We start from the raw sequence: 23,009 nt of genomic DNA, 5'->3' as shown, positions 1-23,009 counted from the left end.
TGATTATAAATCAATTTTATTATCTATATATTGATTATAAATCTCTTTTTCATTGACATCGGATTTTAAATCAAGTATATTGAGAGTGTAAATAAATTTATAAGGCATATTTATAAGGTTGATTAAGAAAAAGACTTGATTTTAAATCATAAGAATAGGAGTGGTATTAATGGTAACTTTATTTGATGAAATAAATAAAGAAAAAACAAAAATAGCAGCTGAGGAAGTTTTGATGCAGTATCGAAAATTAAAAATGATTTCAAAACGAGAAATTCAAAAAAGGATGATTAATACCTACAACCGTTCATCCTCTGATGAAGAATCGGATATAACTAAACGTAAAGTAAGCGCGAAAATATACGCGGAAGAAGAAACAGAACGTATTGAACGTGCAGTAGAGTCTATTCCAAATGAAAAGCAAAGAATGGTAATTGAAGAACGTTATTTAAAAGGTTTTGAAAAATATGATTCAGAATGTAGCTTTAATTTGGATATGCCTACTAGCTCCTATTCAAATTATAAAGCTGCTGGTTTAATTGCTGTTGCTTGGGCACTTGGGTGTGAAGAATACTGAAATACAAGTAGAGTTATAATAGAATATAGTTTATAAAAAGCATTAGATTTGTTGAAACATATCTAATGCTTTTTTTATTTTTAAAACGATTTAAATAAATATAATTTTGAAAAAATTTGGAAGAAAGTTGTAAAGAATTAGTAAGCAATTTATCTAAGAAAATTGATAGGATAGTAGTATCAAAGAGTTAAAGAAATAAGCAAATAGAGTCAGAACTAAATCAGAGTAGAGATGTTGCAAAAGAATTCATTACCTCTTTGATAAATGAATTTAATCTAGAAAGTTACTTTCATTGTTTATTGATATTTTAACAAGGCTAATTCTTATGAGACAGCCCTTCGGGGAAAAAGATAAATTCCAGTAAAAGTAAAAATCTTTTCTTGGGATGTTCTATTCTTCATTCGAAACTGGACGAACTCAACAAGCTTTTGGTAGCAACAATTTTTTTAAGAAAGGAGGAGTTAGATGTTCACAAATATTTTACAAGAAATAGGTGCGTTCTTATTCGGCGGAAGCATGCCAATTCTGCGTGTTTATTTATTGGCAGTGTTTATTGATCTAGTAACAGGTTACATTAAGGCGCTAAAAAATCATAACTGGCGATCTGCTATTAATTGCTGGGGTATTTTGACTAAATTAACGACTATATTTGCCATTATTTCAGCCGCGATATTAGATGCAATTGGTCCATTTTTTGGGATCCAAATCCCAATTAATATTGCTCTTTGGGCAACCGGATTTTTAATTTTGTATGAAATTGGTAGCATTTTAGAAAATTTTGGAGAAATGGGGATTAAATTAGGTTTTATCAAAAAATATTTAGGTATTTTTACAGATCAAATGAATGGAAAGGATGAGGATAAGTGAGTCGAATATTAGATATTTCTGAGTGGCAAGTGCCTACTACTATTGACTATCAAAAGGTAGCGCAAGGGCTCGATTTAGTTATTGTGCGAGTTCAATACGGAAGTAATTATATAGATAAATATTACCAAACTCATATCCGTGAATTTAAGAAATATGGGATTCCAGTTGCTGTTTATGCTTGGGTACGAGGTGTAAATCGTATCGATATGGAGCAAGAGGCAAATGATTTTTATCAACGAGCCAAAGAGTTTGCTCCCTGTTTTTGGTGGTTGGATGTAGAAGAACAATCAATGACAGATATGCGAGAAGGTTGTAGTGCATATCTGCAGAAATTAAAAGCTTTGGGAGCAAAACGTGTGGGCATTTATATTGCTCATCATCTATATAAAAAATTCAATTTAAATGTAGCTGAGGCTGATGGGATTTGGATTCCTCACTATGGAATGAATGATGGTACACCTAATAGTCAGCCTGAATTTTCTTGTGATTTGCATCAATATACATCCGTTGGTAAACTATCAGGCTATAGTGGACATCTTGATTTAAATCGACTGTTAGGGTCGAGAAATATAGAATGGTTTACAAATACAGCAAAGGGTAACAATAGTTTGCCAAATCAGGAGGCTGCTTCAAAAATTTCAGTTGGAGACCAAGTTAGTGTTCAATCATTTGCTACGTATTATGCAACAGGAGAATCTATTCCGGATTGGGTTAAAAATTCTTCGTATAAGGTAATTGAAATACGTCAAAAAAAACAATCAAATTCAGATTATCAGTATTTAATGAGTTCTATTAACTCTTGGGTATTGGAGCAAGATATTAAAGTGGAGGGGACCTCCCAAAAAGGTAATGTATACGTTGTTCAAAACGGAGATAACTTGTGGTCTATTGCGGAGAAGGTCTATGGTGTAGGTGCTGATTATCCAAAACTAAAAGCTAAAAATGGATTAACTTCAGATATCATTCAACCAAACCAACATATTAATTACTAAAAAAACATGAAAGAGCCGCTATCCGGTTCTTTCATGTTTTTTATTGAGATATTAGCCTTCGTCAACAGTACTTTCATCCATATAGACAATTTCCCATAAATGTCCATCTAAATCTTGAAAACTTCTTGAGTACATAAAACCTAAATCAGAAGGTTCATTTGTAATTTTAGCACCAGCTTTTATGGCATTGTCAACTAGCTCATCAACTGTAGCTCGTGTATCTGCAGAAAGTGCAACGATTACCTCTGAATCTGTAGTGGTGTTAGGAATTTCTTTTTTTGTAAACCCTTTAAAATATGGTTTTACCAAGAGCATTGCAAAAATTGACTCACTAATAATCATACATGTTGCATTTTCATCAGTAAATTGTGGGTTAAACGTATATCCTAATTGTGTGAAAAATTCAACTGAACGGTCTAAATTTTCAACAGGTAAATTAACAAAAATTTTATTTGTTTTACTAGACATAGAGGCACCTCTTCTTTTTTATTAGTGTATTACACTGATAAAATAACATATTCATTCAATTGTTGTCAAAGGATTCGCATTACACTTGTAAATAAAAAAAGTTTGATTTCTGTTTAGAAACCAAACTTTTTTTATTAAGGCTAGCTCTTATGAGCCAACTCCTCGAGAAAAAGATAAAAATTCGAGAGGACAAAAAGCGTCCTATCAATTTTTCCTATTTTCTTACCGGAGCTAACCGGCTCAACGAGCTTTTTATTAAGGCTAGCTCTTATGAGCCAGCTCCTCGAGAAAAAGATAAAAATTCGAGAGGACAAAAAGCGTCCTCTCAATTTTTCCTATTCTCTTATCGGAGCTAACCGGCTCAACGAGCTTTTTATTTAAGAAATCAAAGTCACATCATTTTCGACTTTATAGGGATCATCAGGGTTAATATGGTCATAAAACATGATGCCGTTAATATGATCAATTTCGTGTTGAACAACAATTGCGGCATAATTTTTCAAACGTAATTTGTGTTCGTTACCTTCTGTATCAAAGTATTGTAGGGTGATTCTTGTGTGGCGTACAACGTATCCTGGAACTTCACGATCAACAGAAAGGCAACCTTCTCCTTCAGAAAGGCAAGAGTTTTGAACAGAATGGCTAATAATTTTTGGATTAATCATCACGGTACTCAATTGAGGCTCTGGATTTTCTTCAGTTCCTGGAATGTGTACGGCAATGATGCGTTTTTTTATATCTAGTTGAGGTGCGGCTAATCCAACTCCCCCTCGTAAATTGTATTTTTCGCTAAGCTCAGGATCTTGGCTGTTAACCAAAAACTCCATCATTTCTGCTGTTAATTTTAATTCTTGATCTGTTAATGGAAAGTCAACATGAGCAGCTGACTCACGTAAAGTGGGATGGCCTTCCCGAATAATATCATCCATTGTTATCATAGTAGTCTTCACTCCTGTAGTTTAATTTTCAGTGTTGTGTAATTTGTACATCTTAATTATTTTAACAGTATTCACGGGAAAATGCACGATTTTCAAAAATATGCTATAGTTTAGTTATATTTTTCTTTCCATTATTAAAAAATTATGAGATAATGATGAGAAGTTGAAAAGCACATAGAAGAATGTCTTAAATGATATCATAGCTATACAAATAATTTTTAGGGGTGACACAATGGAAAAAGCAAAAGAATATATTGCAGCAGTGTACAAGAAAGTTGAAGAAAGAGATCCGCATCAGGTAGAGTTTTTACAAGCAGTGAAAGAATTTTTTGACACGATTGAACCTGTTTTAGTTCGTCATCCCAAGATGATTGAAGAAAATATTTTAGAACGAATTGTGGAACCTGAAAGACTCATTCAATTTAGAGTACCATGGACGGATGATGAAGGAAATGTTCAAGTAAATCGCGCATTTCGTGCTCAATTTAGTTCAGCTATTGGACCATACAAAGGTGGTCTTCGTTTTCACCCTAGTGTAAACCAAAGTATTGTGAAATTTTTAGGATTTGAGCAAATCTTTAAAAACAGCTTAACTGGTTTACCAATTGGCGGTGGTAAAGGCGGAAGTGATTTTAATCCAAAAGGTAAATCTGATTTTGAAGTCATGCGTTTTTGTCAAAGCTTTATGACGGAGCTACAAAAATATATTGGCCCAGATACAGATGTTCCAGCAGGAGATATCGGTGTTGGTGGACGTGAAATCGGCTATTTATTTGGTCAGTATAAAAAATTAAATGGTTTTGGTGCAGGTGTTTTAACGGGTAAACCAATTCCAATGGGTGGTAGTTTAGCTAGAACGGAAGCAACAGGTTATGGTTTAGTTTACTTTACAAATGAAATGTTAAAAGATGTAGGTAGAACATTTAAAGGTCAAAAAGTAGTTGTTTCTGGTAGTGGAAATGTAGCTATTTATGCCATTGAAAAAGTTCATCAATTAGGAGGGACAGTTATTGCTTGTTCCGATTCTGATGGTTACATCCTTGATTTAGAAGGTATCAATGTTGAAACAGTGAAACGTTTGAAAGAAGTAGAGCGGAAACGTATTTCAGAATACGTTAACGAGCATACTAGTGCCGAATATATAGAAGGAAGCATTTGGGAATTAGAAAATGAGTTCCAAATTGCATTACCATCGGCTACACAAAATGAAATTAATGGAATTACGGCTAAAAAATTAGTTGCGCAAGGCGTTTATGCAGTTGCAGAAGGTGCGAATATGCCAAGTGATTTAGAAGCGATTAAGGTTTATCAAGAACATGGTGTCTTATACGGCCCTGCAAAAGCAGCAAATGCTGGTGGAGTAGCTGTTTCAGCTTTGGAGATGAGCCAAAATAGTATTCGATTAAGTTGGACATTTGAAGAAGTTGATGATCGCTTAAAAGATATTATGGCGACGATTTATCAACAATGTCGTGATGTTGCGAAAGAATATGGTGTTGAAGGGGACTTCGTCAGCGGTGCAAATATTGCTGGGTTCCTTAAAGTAGCTGAAGCAATGTTGTCTCAAGGTGTTGTTTAATTAAAAAATAGTCTAACAGACCACTCTCTTAAATTTTCAGAGAGTGGTCTGTTATTTTAGTTAAGAGTATCTCCAATAAATTTTTTCGGCTTGACTTAATTTTTTATTTGATGTACATTGAAAGGGAAGTAAGAATTGAATACACGCTTCTGTTAGGTGAGGCTCCTATATGGAAAATGCTGCTGCCCTGCACATATCGAGAGACATGTGTAGCAAAATGTTTAACATCTTATAATAAGATGGAATGGGTCAACAGAAATGGTCGAATTAAGGTCATTTTTAATGTAGCTGATGAATAATCTACGCCATATAGTGCTAAAGCTCAATGATGGAGAATACTACTAGTTTTTTTGCGCTAGTTTCAAGTATTTATATGAAAATTGTTTATTTTTGATGAACTTTTTAGCATGCCCTCTATGATTGTAGGGGCATGCTTTTTCTATAGTCTAATTTTCTAACGAGTGGATCAGGACTTACAGCAAAAGAAAAGTGTGTGAATGATAATTAGTAGCAAGCTTTTCAAAAAATACATAAAAAAAGAGAGGTGAGTATGATGGAAAAACCAAGTCAAAAAGATAGTTCAGACCCAGGAAGTCAGAGGTTGCAAGAAAAGTTAATTAAGTTTCATTGTACTCACTTGTCTATTTAGATACGTTTGTATCAAAGATGCCAGCTTTTCTTGCTTATGAAAGCGAGGAAACCAAAATGATGATGAATAGAAAAACTCAAATTAAGACAGAAAAAAAATCTAAAGACAACGAATTGAAAAAATTAGGCTATTTACAAGAAGAAGAAGTACTGAGCCAATTTGGCACTAGTCTAGCAGGATTAACAGAAGATGAAGCTAAAAACCGGTTAGAAAAATACGGTCCCAATGAGGTTGCATCACAAAAACCAACTCCTTGGTTTATATTATTAATTGAAGCTTTTAAAGATCCCTTTGTATACGTGTTAATGCTTTTATTAGTCGTTTCGGCTCTGACTAATGATGTTGAAGCTAGTATTGTGATGGGGTTAATGATTTTATTTAGTGCAGGAATTCGCTTTGTTCAGGAATATCGCTCACAAAAAGCTAGTTTAGCATTAAAAGAATTAATTGAAACAACTTGTGCGGTTACTCGAGATGGAGAGACTAGGGAACTGCCGATTGATGAAGTTGTTCCAGGAGATATTGTCGTTCTTTCCACAGGCGATATGATTCCAGCAGATGCTCGTTTGATTTGGACAAAAGATTTATTTGTGAATCAATCTTCCTTAACAGGTGAATCGATGCCTGTTGAAAAATTTGTACGTGTAGATGACCATGTAGCTGATAAAGATGAAACGGCGCTAGATTTACACAATTTAGCCTTTATGGGAACAGACGTGTTAAGTGGTCAAGGCCGAGTAGTTATTTTAAAAACAGGAGGAGAAACCTTCTTTGGCGATATCGCTTCTAATGTTTCTGAAAAAAGAGGGGAAACAGGCTTTGATCGCGGTGTGACAAACGTAAGTAAATTATTAATTCGTTTTATGTTAGTTATGGTGCCAATTGTTTTTCTAATTAATGGTTTAACCAAAGGGGATTGGGGAGAAGCATTCTTCTTTTCAATTGCAATAGCAGTAGGTTTAACCCCAGAAATGTTGCCAATGATTATTACTAGTAATCTAGCAAAAGGTGCAATAGCTATGTCGAAGAAAAAAGTTATTGTTAAAGAGTTAAATGCAATTCAAAACTTAGGTGCGATGGATATTTTGTGTACGGATAAGACCGGCACAATTACAGAAGATAAAGTTGTATTAGTGCGCCATGTAAATCCCGTTGGAGATGACTGTGAGCGCGTCCTTGAATTGGCTTATTTAAATTCTAATTATCAAACGGGTTGGAAAAATTTAATGGATCATGCTGTTATTCAGTATTTTTCTGAAAATCGTGAAAATTTTGCTATTGGCGAAGTCGAAAAAATTGATGAAATACCATTCGATTTTTCTAGAAGACGTTTAACAGTTGCTGTGAATAATCAAGGACATCAAGTGATGGTTACAAAAGGCGCGGTTGAAGAAATGATGAAAATCTGTTCTTTTGTAGAATTAAATGATGAGATAGTACCATTGACTAAAGAGTTAATGGATCGCATGATGGATGTTAGTATAAAAATGAATGAAAGTGGTATGCGCGTCTTAGGAGTTGCATACAAAAATGATGTCCATGATACAGCTATCTATTCAATTGAAGATGAAAATGAAATGATTTTAGCTGGCTTTATGGGGTTTCTTGATCCAGCTAAAAAGTCTTCTATTACTGCGATTAAATCACTTCATGAACACGGCGTTAATGTTAAAGTTCTAACTGGAGACAACGAAATTGTATCTAAAAAAGTTTGTCGTGATGTTGGAATAGAAGTGGGCAATGCTTTATTAGGGACACAAATTGAGAATATGAGTGACGAAGAATTAACTTTAGCAACGGAATCAACCAATTTATTTGCTAAATTAAATCCAACTCAAAAAGCACGAATTATTGCGCTATTGCAAGCTAAAGGACATACTGTTGGTTTTATGGGTGATGGAATTAACGATGCTCCAGCTTTAAGAAAAGCAGATGTAGGCATATCTGTTGATACTGCAGCTGATATAACGAAAGAAGCTAGTTCTATTATTTTACTTGAAAAAAGTTTAAACGTATTGGAAGATGGTATCTTAGAGGGTAGATCAGTTTTTGGGAATATGATGAAGTATGTCAAAATGACGATTAGCTCTAATTTTGGGAATGTTTTTAGTGTTCTTGTAGCCAGTGCCTTTCTCCCATTTTTACCAATGCTTTCAATTCAACTACTTGTGCAAAATCTAATCTATGATGTTGCTCAATTAACCATCCCTTGGGATCGTATGGATGAGGAAGATTTAATGTTGCCTGCTAAATGGGATACAAGTAACCTAATGAAATTTACGCTAAGTATCGGACCAGTCAGCTCTATTTTCGATATTTTAACCTATTTATTGATGTGGTTTGTCTTCCAAGCCAATACAGTTCAAGAGGCAGCTTTGTTCCATTCAGGTTGGTTTGTAATTGGTTTAATTACTCAAACAGTTGTGGTTCATGTTATTCGTACGAAAAAAATTCCATTTATTCAAAGCCGTGCAAGTTTCGGTGTAACAGTATCCACTATTTTAGTTATTATTGCAGCTGTGCTAATTCCAAGTAGCCCAATTGGAAAAGTTTTTGATTTAGTTGCTTTACCAAGTAACTACTGGCCTTGGATGATTGGTATTGTCATTGCTTACATTGTGACTGTTCAATTAGTTAAAATGCTTTATATCAAAGTCAACAAAGAATGGCTATAGGCTAGTTAAAATGAATAAATAAAGAATCAGTGATTTTCTATAGATTATCACTGGTTCTTTTTTGCATTATTATAGAAGAAAAAAACTAGTAGTAGTCATCTTTTTTTATGAAAGCATTAGAATAAAAAAATACAAAGTTGTTCCTAAAGGAAAAGAAACAGAATTTATTTTTTAGAAAAAGGCAAAAATTCGAATTATGAGAAAAAATTAATCTTAAAAAAAAGCATTGTGAAAAAAATATAATGTGAGCTGTGTCTCAGTTGAAACGCAAAATATTAATACAGTTTTTTATTAAGAGTATAACAGTTGGATGTTGAATCGACGGTTTTTAGCAAAATTGTTTTATTTTCAATGCTTCATTTTAACAATAATAAAATAAGAAAGGGGTCAAGTGAAGAATTTCACTATAACAGTCGTGGTTCCTGTTTTTTTAAGCTAGTACTAGGTTTTTTAACTTTTAATGGTGTGGAAATCGTAGCATAACACTTGCATAAGATATGAAAGCGTGTTAAATTAAAAGGGTAAAGAGATTACACTAATACAGTTTTAGTGGTCTGTATAAAACAGCATCTTAACAAAAACAAATAGATGGTAAAGAGAGAGGAATGGGTAAAAGATGGCGACAAAAAAGAATAAACCTATCGATTTCGATGCATTGATGGATAGCGTAAACGCTGATTTTCCAACAATACAAATTTTAGATGAGGATGGTAAAGTTGTAAATCCTGACTTAATGCCAGATTTATCTGATGAAGAGTTAGTAGACTTAATGTCTAAAATGGTTTGGTCACGTGTGTTAGACCAACGTTCAACAGCACTTAATCGTCAAGGACGTCTTGGTTTCTTTGCTCCAACAGCTGGACAAGAAGCAAGTCAATTAGCAAGTCACTTTGCAATGGAAAAAGAAGATTTCTTATTACCTGGTTATCGTGATGTTCCTCAATTGGTTCAACATGGTTTACCTTTAAAAGAAGCATTTTTATGGTCTCGTGGTCACGCTGGCGGGAACAAATATGATGTGAACCTACATGCTATGCCACCACAAATTATTATTGGCGCTCAAATCGTTCAAGCAGCAGGAGTTGCATTGGGAATGAAAAAACGCGGCAAGAAAAATGTTGTGTTAACTTATACTGGTGATGGCGGTTCTTCACAAGGGGATTTCTATGAAGGAATGAACTTTGCTGGAGCATACGATGCACCTGCAATCTTTATTATTCAAAATAATGGATACGCAATTTCAACACCACGTTCAGTTCAAACTAAAGCGAAAACTTTAGCTCAAAAAGCTGTTGCTGCTGGAATTCCAGGAGTTGTAGTAGACGGAATGGATCCATTAGCAGTTTATGCAGTTACAAAAGAAGCGCGTGATCGTGCAATTGCTGGAGATGGCCCAACTTTAATTGAAACATTAACGTATCGTTATGGTCCACATACACTTTCAGGTGATGATCCAACTCGTTACCGTACTAAGGAAACAGATGATATTTGGGAAAAACGTGATCCTTTAGTTCGTATGCGTAATTTCTTAACTGAAAAAGGTATCTGGTCTGAAGAAAAAGAAAATGAAGTAATTGAAGCTACTAAAGAAGAGATTAAAGAAGCAATTAAAGCTGCTGATCAAGAACCGAAACAAAAAGTTTCTGACTTCTTGAAAAATATGTTTGAAGAACCAAACCAAACAATTAAAGAACAAATTGCAATTTTTGAAGCAAAGGAGTCGAAATAAATCATGGCACAAAAAACAATGATCCAAGCGATTACTGATGCGCTTGCACTTGAACTTGGTAAAGATGAAAACGTCTTGATTTTTGGTGAAGATGTTGGGAATAACGGTGGAGTTTTCCGTGCCACTGAAGGATTACAAGCAACATATGGCGAAGACCGTGTTTTCGATACACCACTTGCTGAGTCTGGTATTGGTGGTCTTGCAGTTGGTTTAGCATTAGAAGGCTTCCGTCCAGTTCCAGAAATTCAATTCTTCGGATTTGTATTTGAAGTAATGGATTCAATCGTTGGACAAGCAGCTCGTACACGTTACCGTATGAGTGGTACTCGTAACTTACCAATTACAATTCGCGCACCATTTGGTGGAGGAGTTCATACTCCAGAATTACACTCAGATAACTTAGAAGGATTAATTGCTCAATCACCAGGGATTAAAATTGTTATTCCAAGTAACCCTTATGATGCAAAAGGACTTTTAATTTCAGCAATTCGTGACAACGATCCAGTTGTTTTCTTAGAGCATATGAAATTATACCGTTCTTTCCGTGAAGAAGTTCCAGAAGAAGCGTATACTGTTCCTCTAGGTAAAGCAGCGATTGCTAAAGAAGGTACTGATATTTCAGTTATCACTTATGGCGCAATGGTTCGTGAAGCCCTTAAAGCAGCAGAAAAATTAGAAAAAGAAGGCATTTCAGTTGAAATCGTCGATCTTAGAACTGTTTCTCCATTGGATATTGAAACAATTATTGCTTCAGTTGAAAAAACTGGCCGTGTTGTTGTTGTTCAAGAAGCACAACGTCAAGCAGGTGTTGGTGCAATGGTGATGTCAGAAATTTCTGAACGTGCAATTCTTTCATTAGAAGCTCCAATTGGACGCGTAGCTGCACCAGATACAGTCTTTCCTTTTGGTCAAGCTGAAAATGCTTGGTTACCAAATGCAAATGACATTGAAGAAAAAATCAAAGAAATCTACAACTTCTAATAAAAATTAAATAGTTTAGGCGAATACAATCGATCCTTTCAATAGATATTGATTGATTGTATTTGTTTTATAGTTGAAGCTCAGATTAAAAAGTAGCACACAATTAAAAGTAGTTATTAAGAAGGGAAGTTATTAAAAATGGCTTTTAAATTTAAATTACCAGATATTGGTGAAGGAATTCATGAAGGTGAAATCGTTAAGTGGTTTGCTAAAGTTGGCGATACAATTAAAGAAGACGATACTTTATTAGAAGTACAAAACGATAAATCAGTTGAAGAAATTCCATCTCCAGTGACAGGTACAATTAAAAGTATCTTAGTTGAAGAAGGAACAGTTGCCGTAGTTGGTGATGTTTTAGTTGAAATCGATGCTCCTGGTTATGAAGAAGAAGAAGCTGCAGCTCCTGCTCCAGCAAAAACTGAAGCTCCAGCACCAGCAGCAACAAGCGGTAATGCAGCTTTATTCCAATTCAAATTACCAGATATCGGTGAAGGAATTGCTGAAGGCGAGATCGTTAAATGGTTTGTAGCTCCAGGAGATACAATCAAAGAAGATGATACTTTACTAGAAGTACAAAATGATAAATCAGTTGAAGAAATTCCATCTCCAGTAACAGGTATTGTTAAAAATATTCTTGTTTCTGAAGGAACAGTTGCTAATGTTGGCGACGTTTTAGTTGAAATTGATGCTCCTGATTACGTTGATCACAGTGCTCCTGCTTCTGAACAAACTCCAGCACAACCTGCTGCAGTTCCTACTTCTGAAGCTCCAACACAACCAGCAACAGGAAATGGTTCTGGTGTTGTAGCAGTATCTGATCCATCAAAACGTATTTTAGCAATGCCTTCTGTTCGCCAATTAGCGCGTGAAAAAGGAATTGACATTAGTACAGTTGCACCAACTGGAAAAAATGGTCGCATTACTAAAGAAGATATCTTAAACTTCAATGGTTCTGCTGCACCAGCAAAAGTTGAAACTGCAAGTACTACACCAGCAGCACAAAATAATGCACCTGCTGAAAAAGCTGCTGCACCAGCACAACCATTTAGCTCAAATCTTGGCGAAATGGAAACAAGAGAAAAAATGTCACCAACACGTAAAGCAATTGCAAAAGCTATGGTAAATAGCAAAGCAACGGCTCCTCACGTGACATTATTTGATGAAGTAGATGCAACTAAATTAATGGCTCATAGAAAACGTTTCAAAGATGTTGCAGCTGATAAAGGCGTTAAATTAACATTCTTACCATATGTCGTTAAAGCATTGGTATCTGTTTTACGCAAATATCCAGCGTTAAATGCTTCTATTGATGACGCTACTCAAGAAATCGTTTATAAACACTATTTCAATATTGGAATTGCGACAGATACAGATCATGGTTTGTTTGTTCCAAATATTAAAAATGCAGATGCGAAAAGTATCTTCTCAATTGCTGGCGAAATCACAACTCATGCTCAAGCAGCAGCTGCTGGTAAATTAGCAGCAGCAGATATGCGTGGCGGATCAACAACAATTAGTAATATCGGTTCAATTGGTGGCGGTTGGTTTACTCCAGTTATCAATTACCCAGAAGTTGCTATTCTAGGCGTTGGTAAAATTGCTAAGAAAGCTATTGTTAACGCGGACGACGAAATTGTAGTTGCTCCAGTTATGCAATTGTCTCTAAGCTTTGACCACCGTATTATTGATGGCGCAACAGCTCAAAAAGCAATGAACGACATGAAAACATTGCTAGCTGATCCAGAATTATTATTAATGGAAGGATGATCTTAAAATGGTAGTAGGAGATTTCGCAATAGAATTAGACACAGTTGTAATTGGTTCAGGCCCTGGAGGCTATGTAGCTGCAATTCGTGCCGCTCAAATGGGACAAAAAGTTGCCATTGTTGAAAAAGAACACATCGGTGGTGTATGTTTAAACGTTGGATGTATTCCTTCAAAAGCACTAATTAGTGCTGGACATCATTATCAAGATGCAATGCATTCTGAGGTTTTTGGTGTAACTGCTGAAAATGTGGTTTTAGATTTTGCTAAAACACAAGAATGGAAAGATAACAAAGTAGTTAAATCATTAACTTCAGGTGTTGAAATGCTGTTAAAAAAACACAAAGTTGAAATTTTAAGAGGTGAAGCTTTCTTCGTTGATGAGCATGATTTACGTGTTATGACTGAAACGAATGCACAAAGCTATAGCTTTAATAATGCAATTGTGGCTACTGGTAGCCGTCCAATTGAAATCAAAGGTTTCAAATTTGGCAAACGTATTATTGATTCAACTGGTGGATTAGCACTTAAAGAAGTTCCTAAAAAATTAGTAGTTATCGGTGGAGGTTACATTGGTAGTGAATTAGCAGGAGCGTATGCTAATTTAGGAGCTGAAGTTGTTATTTTAGAAGGAGCACCTTCAATTTTGCCTAACTTTGAAAAAGATATGGTTAAATATGTAACAGATAACTTTAAAAAGAAAAATGTTACAATTGAAACTAGTGCAATGGCTAAAGAAGCAATTGAAACTGCAGATGGCGTTACAGTTAAATACGAAGTAGATGGCGCTGAAAAATCAATTGATGCAGACTACGTGATGGTAACGGTTGGACGTCGTCCTAATACTGATGAACTGGGCTTAGAACAAGCTGGTGTTGAAGTTGGAGAACGTGGTTTAATTACGGTTGATGCACAAGGTCGCACAAATAAATCAAATATCTATGCAATTGGAGATATTGTTCCTGGTTTAGCTTTAGCTCATAAAGCTAGTTACGAAGCTAAAATTGCTGCTGAAGCAATCTCTGGTAAAAAAGTTGCAGTAGATTATAAAGCAATGCCTGCTGTATGTTTTACAGATCCTGAATTAGCATCTGTTGGACTTACTCAAGCAGAAGCTAAAGCACAAGGTTTAGATGTAAAAGCTTCTAAATTCCCATTACAAGGTAATGGACGTGCACTTTCTTTAAATGCTACTGAAGGATTCGTTCGTTTAGTAACGACTAAAGAAGATAATGTTCTTGTCGGAGCACAAGTTGCTGGTGTTGGTGCTAGTGATATTATTGCTGAGTTAGGTTTAGCTCTTGAAGCTGGCATGAACGCTGAGGATATTGCTTTAACTATCCATGCTCATCCATCATTAGCAGAAACTGTTATGGATGCTGCTGAATTAGCATTAGGATTACCAATCCACATTTAAGTTTAAATTCAAATCTAGACGCATAGACGACTAGTGCTAAATATATTTAGTTGTTTATAAAATAAACTTCCGATTCCTTATGAGTCGGAAGTTTTTATTTATAATTGGAGAGATTCAGCCATAAATAACTTTTAATGGCCCAATCTAGTAATCATTTTTTTTATGACTAAAAAACCGTTTTCTTTACGATAAAATGACAAATTGATGACTTTGTTACAAAAGTTACTATAATGTGTTTTTTTTAGATATAATAGAAGAGGAATTAAAAGGAATTTTTTCTTTTTTTGATTTGGATGAGATACAGGAGGGTGTTAGATGGGTAGAGGTCATCTCAATAAAGTGATGATTGCAGGTTCCAATGAATCAGCCTATGATTTTATATTCTTAAGCATGATTAAGATGCAAATCAAAGAGTTGGTCGTGTTGAACTTGCCAGGGTTAGAGAAAGATGTGATTGAGGATTTAAGTTACACTGAATCCATTTTTCCTAATGGCGCTTTGAAGATTGGCAATGAAAAAGACTTCCACGATACTGATTTATTGGTGATTACGGCCATTGAAGAACGAATCGAGGGAGAGACAGATCATGATTACTTAAAAAGAAATATCAAACTAATCCGCAAAATTGTGAATCAAGCCATGGCAAATAGTTTTGATGGAATGGTGCTGGTGGCTAGTGAGCCAAGTGATATTTTTACGTATTTAATCTGGAAGTTTTCTGGACTACCAAAAGAACGTATTTTTGGAATTGGGACCTATTTTGACACGATTTATTTTCAAAATATGTTAAGTAAATTCTTTAAAATTTCCGTTCGAGACGTCAAAGGGTATATTGTTGGAGGAAGTGATCGAAATCAAAAGGTAGCGATCTGGAGTCGAGCGTATGTTGGTGGTACGCCGGTGCTAGGATTAACTGTGAATCCTGATAATGATTTCAATCAAGATCTCATGTTTGAGATGGAAGAAAAGATTTTAAAACGAAGTGACGCGTTAAAAATCACAGAGTCAGGGTACACAATTGCAGCAATTTTATCTAAAATTCTTCAGTTTATTGGAAATAATGAAGAAGCAATTGTGCCACTGGTTCATTTAGTTGATATTGACGAATACAAAGCAATTCCTTTGTCCTTACCAATTTTACTAGGTGAAAATGGATTAAGTGCTAGCTATGAGTTAGGGTTTTCTGATAGTGAAAAACAAGAAATCTTAGCTGTAGCTAAAGAAGTCAGAGAAAAATTAGACTTTATTGAGCAAGGGAAATAAGCGAAAGAGCAAGGTGTAAAAATGGAGAAAAGTTACAGTTATCCGATTGATTTAGATTGGACACAAGATGAAATGATTCAAGTCATTGACCTCTGGCGAATGGTTGAACTAGCCTATGAAAAAGGAGTTAGTCGGGAGGACTTCTTAAAAAAGTATCAAGCTTTTAAGAAAGTTGTTCCAGCCATTGGCGAAGAAAAGAAGTGGGGCAGGGAGTTTGAACACATTTCAGGTTATTCTTTGTACAAAGTAGTCAAGGAAGCCAAAGAAAGTAACCGTAAAAGCATAAAATTATAAAAATAATCAGAGGAATTCGTCCTAATTTAGGCGGTTTGCTCTGATTTTTTTTTACCAGTAAAATAGTTATTGAATTCGCTTTACACGCTTAAATTTGATACAATAAAGTAAAGAATGAAGATAGAGGTGCTTTTGTATGACACGAGACCAGATGGATAAACTCATTCGCAGTTGGATGGAAGAAGCTGCAGCTATGATTAAAGAATCTTTCAAAACAACTTTAACTATTGAGATTAAATCAGATCGAAACGACTTGGTTACAAATATGGATAAAAAAATTGAACAGTTTTTAATTGAAAAAATTCGAAGTAATTTTCCAGATGACCGAATTCTAGGTGAAGAGGGTTATGGGGACAAAATTGAGGATTTGGTTGGTAGAGTTTGGATTATTGATCCCATTGATGGCACATTGAATTTTGTTAAGCAGCAAGCAAATTTTGCGATTATGATTGGTGTTTATCAAGATGGTGAAGGCCGAATGGGGTATATTTATGATGTCATGGCTGGTGAATTTTATTGGGCATTAGCTGGAGAGGGAGCTTATTTAAATGGTAATCCACTTCCAAAAGTTGCTGATATTGAGCTTCGAGAAGGATTAGTTGCACTCAGCAGTGGTGTTTTTAGTTCAGATAAATATAAGGCAAAAGAGATAGTACGTGGTAGTTCGGGATTAAGAATGGTTGGGTCAGCTGGAATTGAAACAGTTCATGTAGCGGCTGGACGCTTAGTTGCTTATATTACGCATCGCCTTCAACCGTGGGATATGGCAGCTGGTAAAGTTATTGCAGAGGAACTCGGATTGGTCTATACGCAAATTAATGGAGAGCCTGTCGATTTATTGCAACAAAACGCGACGATTATAGCGACACCTACTGCTCATAAAGAAATTTTAACTAATTTTTTAGTAGATATTTAACATAAATAAATGAGAAGAGAGGATGTATTTTAGAGCGATTATGCTTGAAATAATTCCTCTTTTTTTACTTTTTTATTGAAAAAACCTTAGAAAAAATAAAATTCAAAAATTAGTAACAAATTACATAGAGAACGAGTCTTAAATCAAATAAAGTTGTTTTAGCGACAAACTGATGAAAATCAGAAAAACTAATTTGCCAGATTGTTATAAAATGAGCAAAAAGGCATTAGATTAAATAGTGATGTGAATTTGATGACAAAACGCTAATTTTAACTTATACTGAATAAAAATGACAAGTAAAGGATATTTTTTTTTAAAGAAAACATCTAAATTAAACCTAACATGAACATTACATCGTATTGTAAGTTGATATCTCGTTAAATCCGTTTACAATACGTATATTAAGTTTACAAATAATAATATTGTATGTATAATTACGAGAATCAGAGAAAGAAAAGGCAATAAAATTCTATGAGCTGCCTTAAAACGAGAACTGTCAGCAATTTTATCAAACAAAAAAGATAACATCTATTTGGGACTAGAGTAGTGATGTTAACTTTTTAGTATTAGGGGGTATAGATGTGACGATTAAAAAAAAATCAGAAGCAGTGCTAACTATTGGAGAAAATACGTATCATTATTATCAATTAAAAACGTTAGAAAAATTAGAGACTATTGAAATAAAAAAACTGCCTTTTTCTATAAGAGTTTTATTAGAATCTGTTTTAAGACAAGCAGGTGAAAATGGCATTACAGAAGAGCATATTAAACAGTTGGCTAAGTGGTCTGGGAAGAATTCGAATGAGGGAGAAGTACCTTTTAAACCTTCTCGTGTGATTCTTCAAGATTTTACAGGTGTACCTGCAGTTGTAGATTTAGCTTCTTTGCGTAAAACTATCGCTGATTTAGGTGGTGATCCTACAACGATTAATCCAGAAGTACCAGTTGATTTGGTTGTGGATCATTCTGTACAGGTAGATGCCGCTGGAACAATGAACGCCTTGCAAGTTAATATGAAAATGGAATTCCAACGCAATGAGGAGCGTTACCGTTTTTTAAGTTGGGCACAAAAAGCTTTTGATAATTATCGTGTTGTACCTCCAGCAACAGGAATTGTACATCAAGTCAATATTGAATATCTTGCGACTGTTGTAACAACAAAGCAACTAAATGAAAAAGAATTTTTAATTTATCCAGATAGTTTGGTTGGAACAGACTCACATACCACGATGGTAAATGCTTTAGGTGTTTTAGGCTGGGGTGTTGGTGGAATTGAAGCGGAAGCAAGTATGCTAGGAGAACCTTCTTATTTTCCAATTCCGGATGTTGTTGGGGTTCGTTTTGTTAATGAATTATCTAGTGGAGCGACTGCAACAGATTTAGCATTGAAAGTTACTCAAGTTTTGCGAGAATACAAAGTGGTAGGGAAATTTGTGGAATTTTTTGGACCTGGGCTAAACTATTTAACACTAGCGGATCGAGCGACGGTTGCCAATATGGCACCTGAATATGGAGCAACTTGCGGCTTTTTCCCAGTTGATCAAGAGACATTAAATTATTTGCGTTTAACGGGTCGTGAATCGAATCAAATTGCGTTGGTAAAACGTTATTTAGAAGAAAACCAACTCTTTTATACGCCAGGAAAAACAACTGATCCTGATTATACAACAATTATTGAAATTGATTTAAGTGAAATTGAAGCTAATTTGGCTGGACCAAAACGTCCCCAAGATTTAGTTCCATTATCTCAAATGCAAGCTGATTTTAAGCGTGCATTAACAGCGCCAGAAGGAAATCTAGGCTTCGGTCTAAGTGCTAAAGAAGTTGAAAAAACAGTTGAAGTAGAACTGGATCAAAAAAAAGTTCAAATGAAAACAGGTGCTCTAGCGATTGCAGCAATTACGTCTTGTACAAATACATCCAATCCTTTTGTGATGATCAGTGCCGGGTTAGTTGCGAAAAAGGCTGTAGAATTAGGCTTAGAAGTTCCAACATATGTAAAAACATCCTTAGCTCCTGGTTCTAAAGTTGTTACAGCTTATTTAGAGAAAGCCGGATTATTGCCCTATCTAGAAAAATTAGGTTTTAATTTAGTCGGATATGGCTGCACAACTTGTATTGGGAATTCTGGTCCGTTACGCCCCGAAGTTGAAGAGGTCATTAAAGAAGAAAATTTATTGGTGTCCGCTGTACTAAGCGGCAATCGTAATTTTGAAGGTCGCATTCATGCATTAGTAAAAGCCAATTATTTGGCTTCACCGCCACTGGTTGTTTTGTATGCTTTAGCGGGTAATGTCAATGTTGATGTTATAAATGATGCGATTGGTGTCTCTAATCAAGGGGAAGCTGTTTATTTCAAAGACATTTGGCCTACACGGGCTGAAATTGAAACGTTAATAGAAGCCTATGTTACGCCAGAATTATTTAAGAAAGAGTATGAACATGTTTTTAGTGATAATGCAGAATGGAATGCCATTGAAACAACCGATGAAGCTCTATATCCTTGGGATCCAGAATCAACTTATATTGCAAACCCACCTTATTTTGATGGAATGTCTTTGGAACCTAAAGAAATTAAACCACTAAGAAACTTAGCCGTATTAGGGAAATTTGGTGATTCTGTTACAACAGATCATATTTCGCCTGCCGGAAGTATAGGGCCAGGTAGTCCAGCTGGTAAATATTTATTAGAAAAAGGCATTGCGATTCGTAATTTTAATTCTTATGGGTCAAGACGCGGTCATCATGAAGTTATGATGCGCGGCACATTAGCTAACATTCGGATTCGCAATCAACTTTTACCTGATACAGAGGGGGGAATCACAAAATTTGAACCGACAAATGAAATCATGTCCATTTATGACGCAGCAATGAAGTATCAAGCTGAGGGTAAAGGCTTAGTAATTTTGGCCGGGGAAGATTATGGAATGGGTTCTTCCAGAGATTGGGCTGCTAAAGGAGTTCAATTACTTGGAGTCGAGGCTGTTATTGCCAAAAGTTATGAACGAATTCATCGTTCTAATTTAGTGATGATGGGTGTACTACCTTTACAATTTAAACCTGGTGAAGGGGCAGAGACTTTAGGTCTTGATGGGACAGAGGAATTTGCAATTGAAATAGAAGACACAATTGGGCTGCTAGGGGATGTACCTGTTTGTGCTACAAGTAAAAATGGGACTAAGATTCAATTTATGACTACGGTTCGATTTGATTCAGAAGTTGATTTAACTTATTATCGCCATGGTGGGATTTTGCCAATGGTCGTTCGAAAAAAGTTGAAAAATAAGTTATAGAAATAGATATGAGTAGAAAAACTAAGAGATAATGCTCTTAGTTTTTCTACTTACTTTAGGGGGAGATAGAATGGAAATTCATAAGGGGTTAGAAGGTGTGATTGTTTCTGAAACGAAAATTAGCTCAATTGTAGAAAATCAATTACTTTTTGCTGGATATAATATTGATGAGCTAGTTGAAAAAAATGTCTCCTTTGAGGAAGTTGTTTATTTATTGTGGCATTTGAAAATGCCGACAGAACTGGAATTTTCTATTTTCATACAAGAATTACAAGCAAATATGGCCATTTCAGATACGATTATTACGTGTTTGAAAATTCAGACAAGGCAAAATTTACATCCAATGAGTGTGCTTCGTTCAACTGTTTCATTATTAGGCGTTTTCGACCCAAAAGCAGAAGAAATTAATCCTGAGGCTGTTTATGAACAAAGTTTATCTTTACAAGCTAAAATACCAACTATTATTGCAGCCTATTCTCGTTTACGAGTCGGATTAGATCCGATTGCACCACGCTATGATTTGTCTTTTGCGGCTAATTTCATGTATATGTTAACAGGGGAAGAGGCAGATGAACAAGCTGTTTCAGCTATGAATGAAGCCTTAGTTTTGCATGCGGACCACGATCTGAATGCTAGCACATTTACAGCTAGAGTTTGTGCCTCAACATCTTCGGATAGTTACTCGTGTATTACTGCAGCTATTGGTTCTTTGAAAGGCCCGTTACATGGTGGAGCGAACGAGCGTGTTTTTGATATGTTACTAGAAATTGAAGCTGGAAATTTAAGTGTGGAAGAGTATCTAGATCAAAAGTTAAGCCGTAAAGAAAAAGTCATGGGTTTTGGGCATCGTGTCTATAAAACCGAAGATCCTCGTAAAAAGCATTTGAAAAAACTAGCTAAAGAATTGACAATGGCTAATGGAAAAGAGCAGTGGTATTTTTTATCTTGTCAAGTTGAAGAGTACTTAAAAGAAACAAAAGGTTTAATTCCAAATGTCGATTTTTATTCAGCAACGGTTTACCATTGTTTAGGTATTGATAGTGACTTATTTACCTTACTTTTTGCTATGAGCCGTGTTTCAGGTTGGCTAGGTCATATTTATGAGCAAAAAGTTGAAGATTGTTTAATCCGACCAAGGTCTCACTATGTTGGACCACAAAATCAAGTTTATACACCATTAAATAAAGAAGTGTCTATAGGGGGAGCTGAATGATGAGTCAAGGTACAAAAATCGAATTTGAACATGGTCAACTAAAGGTGCCTAATTTTCCGATTATTCCATTTATTGAAGGCGACGGGATTGGTCCGGAAATTTGGCAAGCAGCTAAAGCGGTATTTGAAGCAGCGGTTTCAAAGGCGTATGGGAATGAACGGAAAGTAATCTGGCAAGAAGTATTCGCTGGTGAGAAGGCTTTTAATTCAACTGGGAATTGGTTGCCTGACGAGACATTGGAAATTATAAAAAGTCATTATGTGGCGATTAAAGGGCCATTAACCACTCCAATTGGAGGTGGATTTAGGTCACTTAATGTTACTTTAAGGCAAACCTTAGATTTGTATATTTGCTATCGTCCAGTTCGTTATTTCAAAGGAGTACCTTCGCCTATGCGTCATCCAGAATTAACGGATATGCAAATATTTAGAGAAAATACGGAAGATATCTATGCTGGAATTGAGTTTGCAGCAGGTAGTCCTGAAGCAAATAAGTTAATTGCCTTTTTAAAAAATGAGTTTAATGTTGATAAAATTAGATTTCCTGAGTCCTCGGCAATTGGAGTGAAGCCAGTTTCAAAAGAAGGAACAGAACGTTTAGTCCGAAGTGCAATTCAGCATGCACTTTCTCATAAACGTAAGTCCGTTACTTTAGTTCATAAAGGTAATATTATGAAATTTACTGAAGGTGGTTTTAAAAATTGGGGTTATGAGTTAGCTGAAAAAGAATTTGGTAAGGATGTATTTACTTGGACTAAGTATCAAAAAATTAAAGAAGAGCAAGGCAAAAACCAGGCAGAAGAAGCCTATAAACAAGCTTTAGCAGAAGGTAAATTAATCATTAAAGACAAGATTGCCGATATTTTTCTGCAAGAAATCTTGATTCATCCAGCTGATTACGATGTGATTGCTACGTTGAATTTAAATGGAGATTATATTTCAGATGCACTAGCAGCGCAAGTTGGAGGCATTGGAATTGCACCGGGAGCTAATTTAAATGAGGAAACAGGTCACGGTATTTTTGAAGCGACACATGGAACAGCACCTGAATTTGCTGGCTTAAATCAATTGAATCCCTCATCTTTATTACTATCAGGTGCGTTATTATTTGATTATCTAGGCTGGGGAGAAGTTGCTGAGTTGATTACGTCAAGTATTGAACAAGCCATTGCAAATAAAACTGTTACGATGGATTTTGCGAGACAGATGCCTCAGGCAACTGAACTTAGTTGTTCTGGATTTGGTGAAGAGTTAGTTAAGCTGATTCAGGCTAGTTCATTGCAATAATTTAAATAGAATCAGAAAATAGTATTTCTTGCCTGACATTCGTTAAGTATAGGGATACTATTTTTCTGTCCATTTTAATAAGTAAATGAGATTTTTACTTTTGATATAGTA

At 35.3% G+C, this 23,009-nt stretch carries 17 protein-coding genes and 1 riboswitch; of the genes, 15 read left to right on the top strand and 2 right to left on the bottom strand.

What is annotated here, in order from left to right:
• Positions 1-169: 169 nt before the first annotated feature.
• The 3 genes from BR77_RS04355 to BR77_RS04345 all read left to right on the top strand — a co-directional run bounded on the left by BR77_RS04355 (position 170) and on the right by BR77_RS04345 (position 2,433).
• The gene (locus BR77_RS04355; RefSeq protein WP_015076128.1) at positions 170-574 is read left to right on the top strand and encodes an ArpU family phage packaging/lysis transcriptional regulator; all 405 of its coding nucleotides are present in this window, start codon (positions 170-172) and stop codon (positions 572-574) included.
• Positions 575-1,039: 465 nt separating this feature from the next.
• Positions 1,040-1,441, top strand: coding sequence for a phage holin family protein (locus BR77_RS04350; RefSeq protein ID WP_016356407.1), 402 nt, complete (start codon positions 1,040-1,042; stop codon positions 1,439-1,441).
• Positions 1,438-2,433 (top strand): GH25 family lysozyme, encoded by a 996-nt coding sequence (locus BR77_RS04345; protein WP_015076131.1) that lies wholly within the window; start codon positions 1,438-1,440, stop codon positions 2,431-2,433. The genes BR77_RS04350 and BR77_RS04345 overlap by 4 nt, the downstream gene beginning before the upstream one ends.
• 51 nt (positions 2,434-2,484) lie before the next feature.
• On the opposite strand, the gene BR77_RS04340 is transcribed toward BR77_RS04345, so the two are convergent.
• Complete coding sequence (locus tag BR77_RS04340; RefSeq protein ID WP_016356408.1) at positions 2,485-2,901, bottom strand: VOC family protein; 417 nt, start codon at positions 2,899-2,901, stop codon at positions 2,485-2,487.
• Between the two features lie 377 nt (positions 2,902-3,278).
• Positions 3,279-3,839 carry a peptide deformylase gene (gene def / locus BR77_RS04335; RefSeq protein WP_015076133.1) on the bottom strand — a complete coding sequence of 187 codons (561 nt, stop codon included), beginning with the start codon at positions 3,837-3,839 and terminating at the stop codon, positions 3,279-3,281.
• Between the two features lie 232 nt (positions 3,840-4,071).
• Between def and gdhA the strand changes: the two genes are divergently transcribed.
• The 12 genes from gdhA (at position 4,072) to icd (ending at position 22,898) form a co-directional block, all read left to right on the top strand.
• Positions 4,072-5,418 (top strand): NADP-specific glutamate dehydrogenase, encoded by a 1,347-nt coding sequence (gene gdhA / locus BR77_RS04330; RefSeq protein WP_010054776.1) that lies wholly within the window; start codon positions 4,072-4,074, stop codon positions 5,416-5,418.
• 141 nt (positions 5,419-5,559) lie between these two features.
• A riboswitch (M-box (ykoK) riboswitch) is annotated at positions 5,560-5,759 on the top strand.
• Between the two features lie 364 nt (positions 5,760-6,123).
• Entirely contained in the window at positions 6,124-8,742 is a 2,619-nt protein-coding gene (mgtA, locus tag BR77_RS04325) for a magnesium-translocating P-type ATPase (RefSeq protein WP_257613191.1), read from the top strand.
• Positions 8,743-9,358: 616 nt separating this feature from the next.
• Positions 9,359-10,471, top strand: coding sequence for a pyruvate dehydrogenase (acetyl-transferring) E1 component subunit alpha (gene pdhA / locus BR77_RS04320; RefSeq protein WP_010054780.1), 1,113 nt, complete (start codon positions 9,359-9,361; stop codon positions 10,469-10,471).
• A gap of 3 nt (positions 10,472-10,474) precedes the next feature.
• Positions 10,475-11,452, top strand: a complete 978-nt coding sequence (locus BR77_RS04315) for an alpha-ketoacid dehydrogenase subunit beta (protein WP_010054781.1) — start codon at positions 10,475-10,477, stop codon at positions 11,450-11,452.
• Positions 11,453-11,590: 138 nt separating this feature from the next.
• Entirely contained in the window at positions 11,591-13,219 is a 1,629-nt protein-coding gene (locus tag BR77_RS04310) for a dihydrolipoyllysine-residue acetyltransferase (RefSeq protein ID WP_010054782.1), read from the top strand.
• A 7-nt stretch (positions 13,220-13,226) separates the two neighbouring features.
• On the top strand, positions 13,227-14,633 hold the full coding sequence (lpdA, locus tag BR77_RS04305) for a dihydrolipoyl dehydrogenase (RefSeq protein WP_010054783.1): 1,407 nt from the start codon (positions 13,227-13,229) through the stop codon (positions 14,631-14,633).
• 315 nt (positions 14,634-14,948) lie between these two features.
• A complete protein-coding gene (locus BR77_RS04300) occupies positions 14,949-15,896 on the top strand; it encodes a lactate/malate family dehydrogenase (RefSeq protein ID WP_015076137.1) in 948 nt (315 codons plus the stop codon).
• A gap of 21 nt (positions 15,897-15,917) precedes the next feature.
• Positions 15,918-16,190, top strand: a complete 273-nt coding sequence (locus BR77_RS04295) for a UPF0223 family protein (protein WP_010054787.1) — start codon at positions 15,918-15,920, stop codon at positions 16,188-16,190.
• Positions 16,191-16,326: 136 nt separating this feature from the next.
• A complete protein-coding gene (locus tag BR77_RS04290; RefSeq protein ID WP_035064050.1) occupies positions 16,327-17,106 on the top strand; it encodes an inositol monophosphatase family protein in 780 nt (259 codons plus the stop codon).
• 581 nt (positions 17,107-17,687) lie between these two features.
• A complete protein-coding gene (gene acnA / locus BR77_RS04285; RefSeq protein WP_015076140.1) occupies positions 17,688-20,399 on the top strand; it encodes an aconitate hydratase AcnA in 2,712 nt (903 codons plus the stop codon).
• Between the two features lie 70 nt (positions 20,400-20,469).
• Positions 20,470-21,612 carry a citrate/2-methylcitrate synthase gene (locus BR77_RS04280; RefSeq protein ID WP_010054791.1) on the top strand — a complete coding sequence of 381 codons (1,143 nt, stop codon included), beginning with the start codon at positions 20,470-20,472 and terminating at the stop codon, positions 21,610-21,612.
• Positions 21,612-22,898 (top strand): NADP-dependent isocitrate dehydrogenase, encoded by a 1,287-nt coding sequence (icd, locus tag BR77_RS04275; RefSeq protein ID WP_016356410.1) that lies wholly within the window; start codon positions 21,612-21,614, stop codon positions 22,896-22,898. Before BR77_RS04280 ends, icd begins: the two co-directional genes overlap by 1 nt.
• Positions 22,899-23,009 lie beyond the last annotated feature (111 nt).

The sequence above is a fragment of the Carnobacterium maltaromaticum DSM 20342 genome (assembly GCF_000744945.1).
Classification (GTDB): Bacteria; Bacillota; Bacilli; order Lactobacillales; family Carnobacteriaceae; genus Carnobacterium; species Carnobacterium maltaromaticum.
Note: the sequence above shows the minus strand (reverse complement) of the source record. Positions and strands in the feature narration are given on the sequence as shown.

Coding starts and splice junctions, on each gene's coding strand:
- BR77_RS04355 (WP_015076128.1), top strand. CDS start 170: ATGGTAACTTTATTTGATGAAATAAATAAAGAAAAAACAAAAATAGCA.
- BR77_RS04350 (WP_016356407.1), top strand. CDS start 1,040: ATGTTCACAAATATTTTACAAGAAATAGGTGCGTTCTTATTCGGCGGA.
- BR77_RS04340 (WP_016356408.1), bottom strand. CDS start 2,901: ATGTCTAGTAAAACAAATAAAATTTTTGTTAATTTACCTGTTGAAAAT.
- def (WP_015076133.1), bottom strand. CDS start 3,839: ATGATAACAATGGATGATATTATTCGGGAAGGCCATCCCACTTTACGT.
- gdhA (WP_010054776.1), top strand. CDS start 4,072: ATGGAAAAAGCAAAAGAATATATTGCAGCAGTGTACAAGAAAGTTGAA.
- mgtA (WP_257613191.1), top strand. CDS start 6,124: ATGATGATGAATAGAAAAACTCAAATTAAGACAGAAAAAAAATCTAAA.
- pdhA (WP_010054780.1), top strand. CDS start 9,359: ATGGCGACAAAAAAGAATAAACCTATCGATTTCGATGCATTGATGGAT.
- BR77_RS04315 (WP_010054781.1), top strand. CDS start 10,475: ATGGCACAAAAAACAATGATCCAAGCGATTACTGATGCGCTTGCACTT.
- BR77_RS04310 (WP_010054782.1), top strand. CDS start 11,591: ATGGCTTTTAAATTTAAATTACCAGATATTGGTGAAGGAATTCATGAA.
- lpdA (WP_010054783.1), top strand. CDS start 13,227: ATGGTAGTAGGAGATTTCGCAATAGAATTAGACACAGTTGTAATTGGT.
- BR77_RS04300 (WP_015076137.1), top strand. CDS start 14,949: ATGGGTAGAGGTCATCTCAATAAAGTGATGATTGCAGGTTCCAATGAA.
- BR77_RS04295 (WP_010054787.1), top strand. CDS start 15,918: ATGGAGAAAAGTTACAGTTATCCGATTGATTTAGATTGGACACAAGAT.
- BR77_RS04290 (WP_035064050.1), top strand. CDS start 16,327: ATGACACGAGACCAGATGGATAAACTCATTCGCAGTTGGATGGAAGAA.
- BR77_RS04280 (WP_010054791.1), top strand. CDS start 20,470: ATGGAAATTCATAAGGGGTTAGAAGGTGTGATTGTTTCTGAAACGAAA.
- icd (WP_016356410.1), top strand. CDS start 21,612: ATGAGTCAAGGTACAAAAATCGAATTTGAACATGGTCAACTAAAGGTG.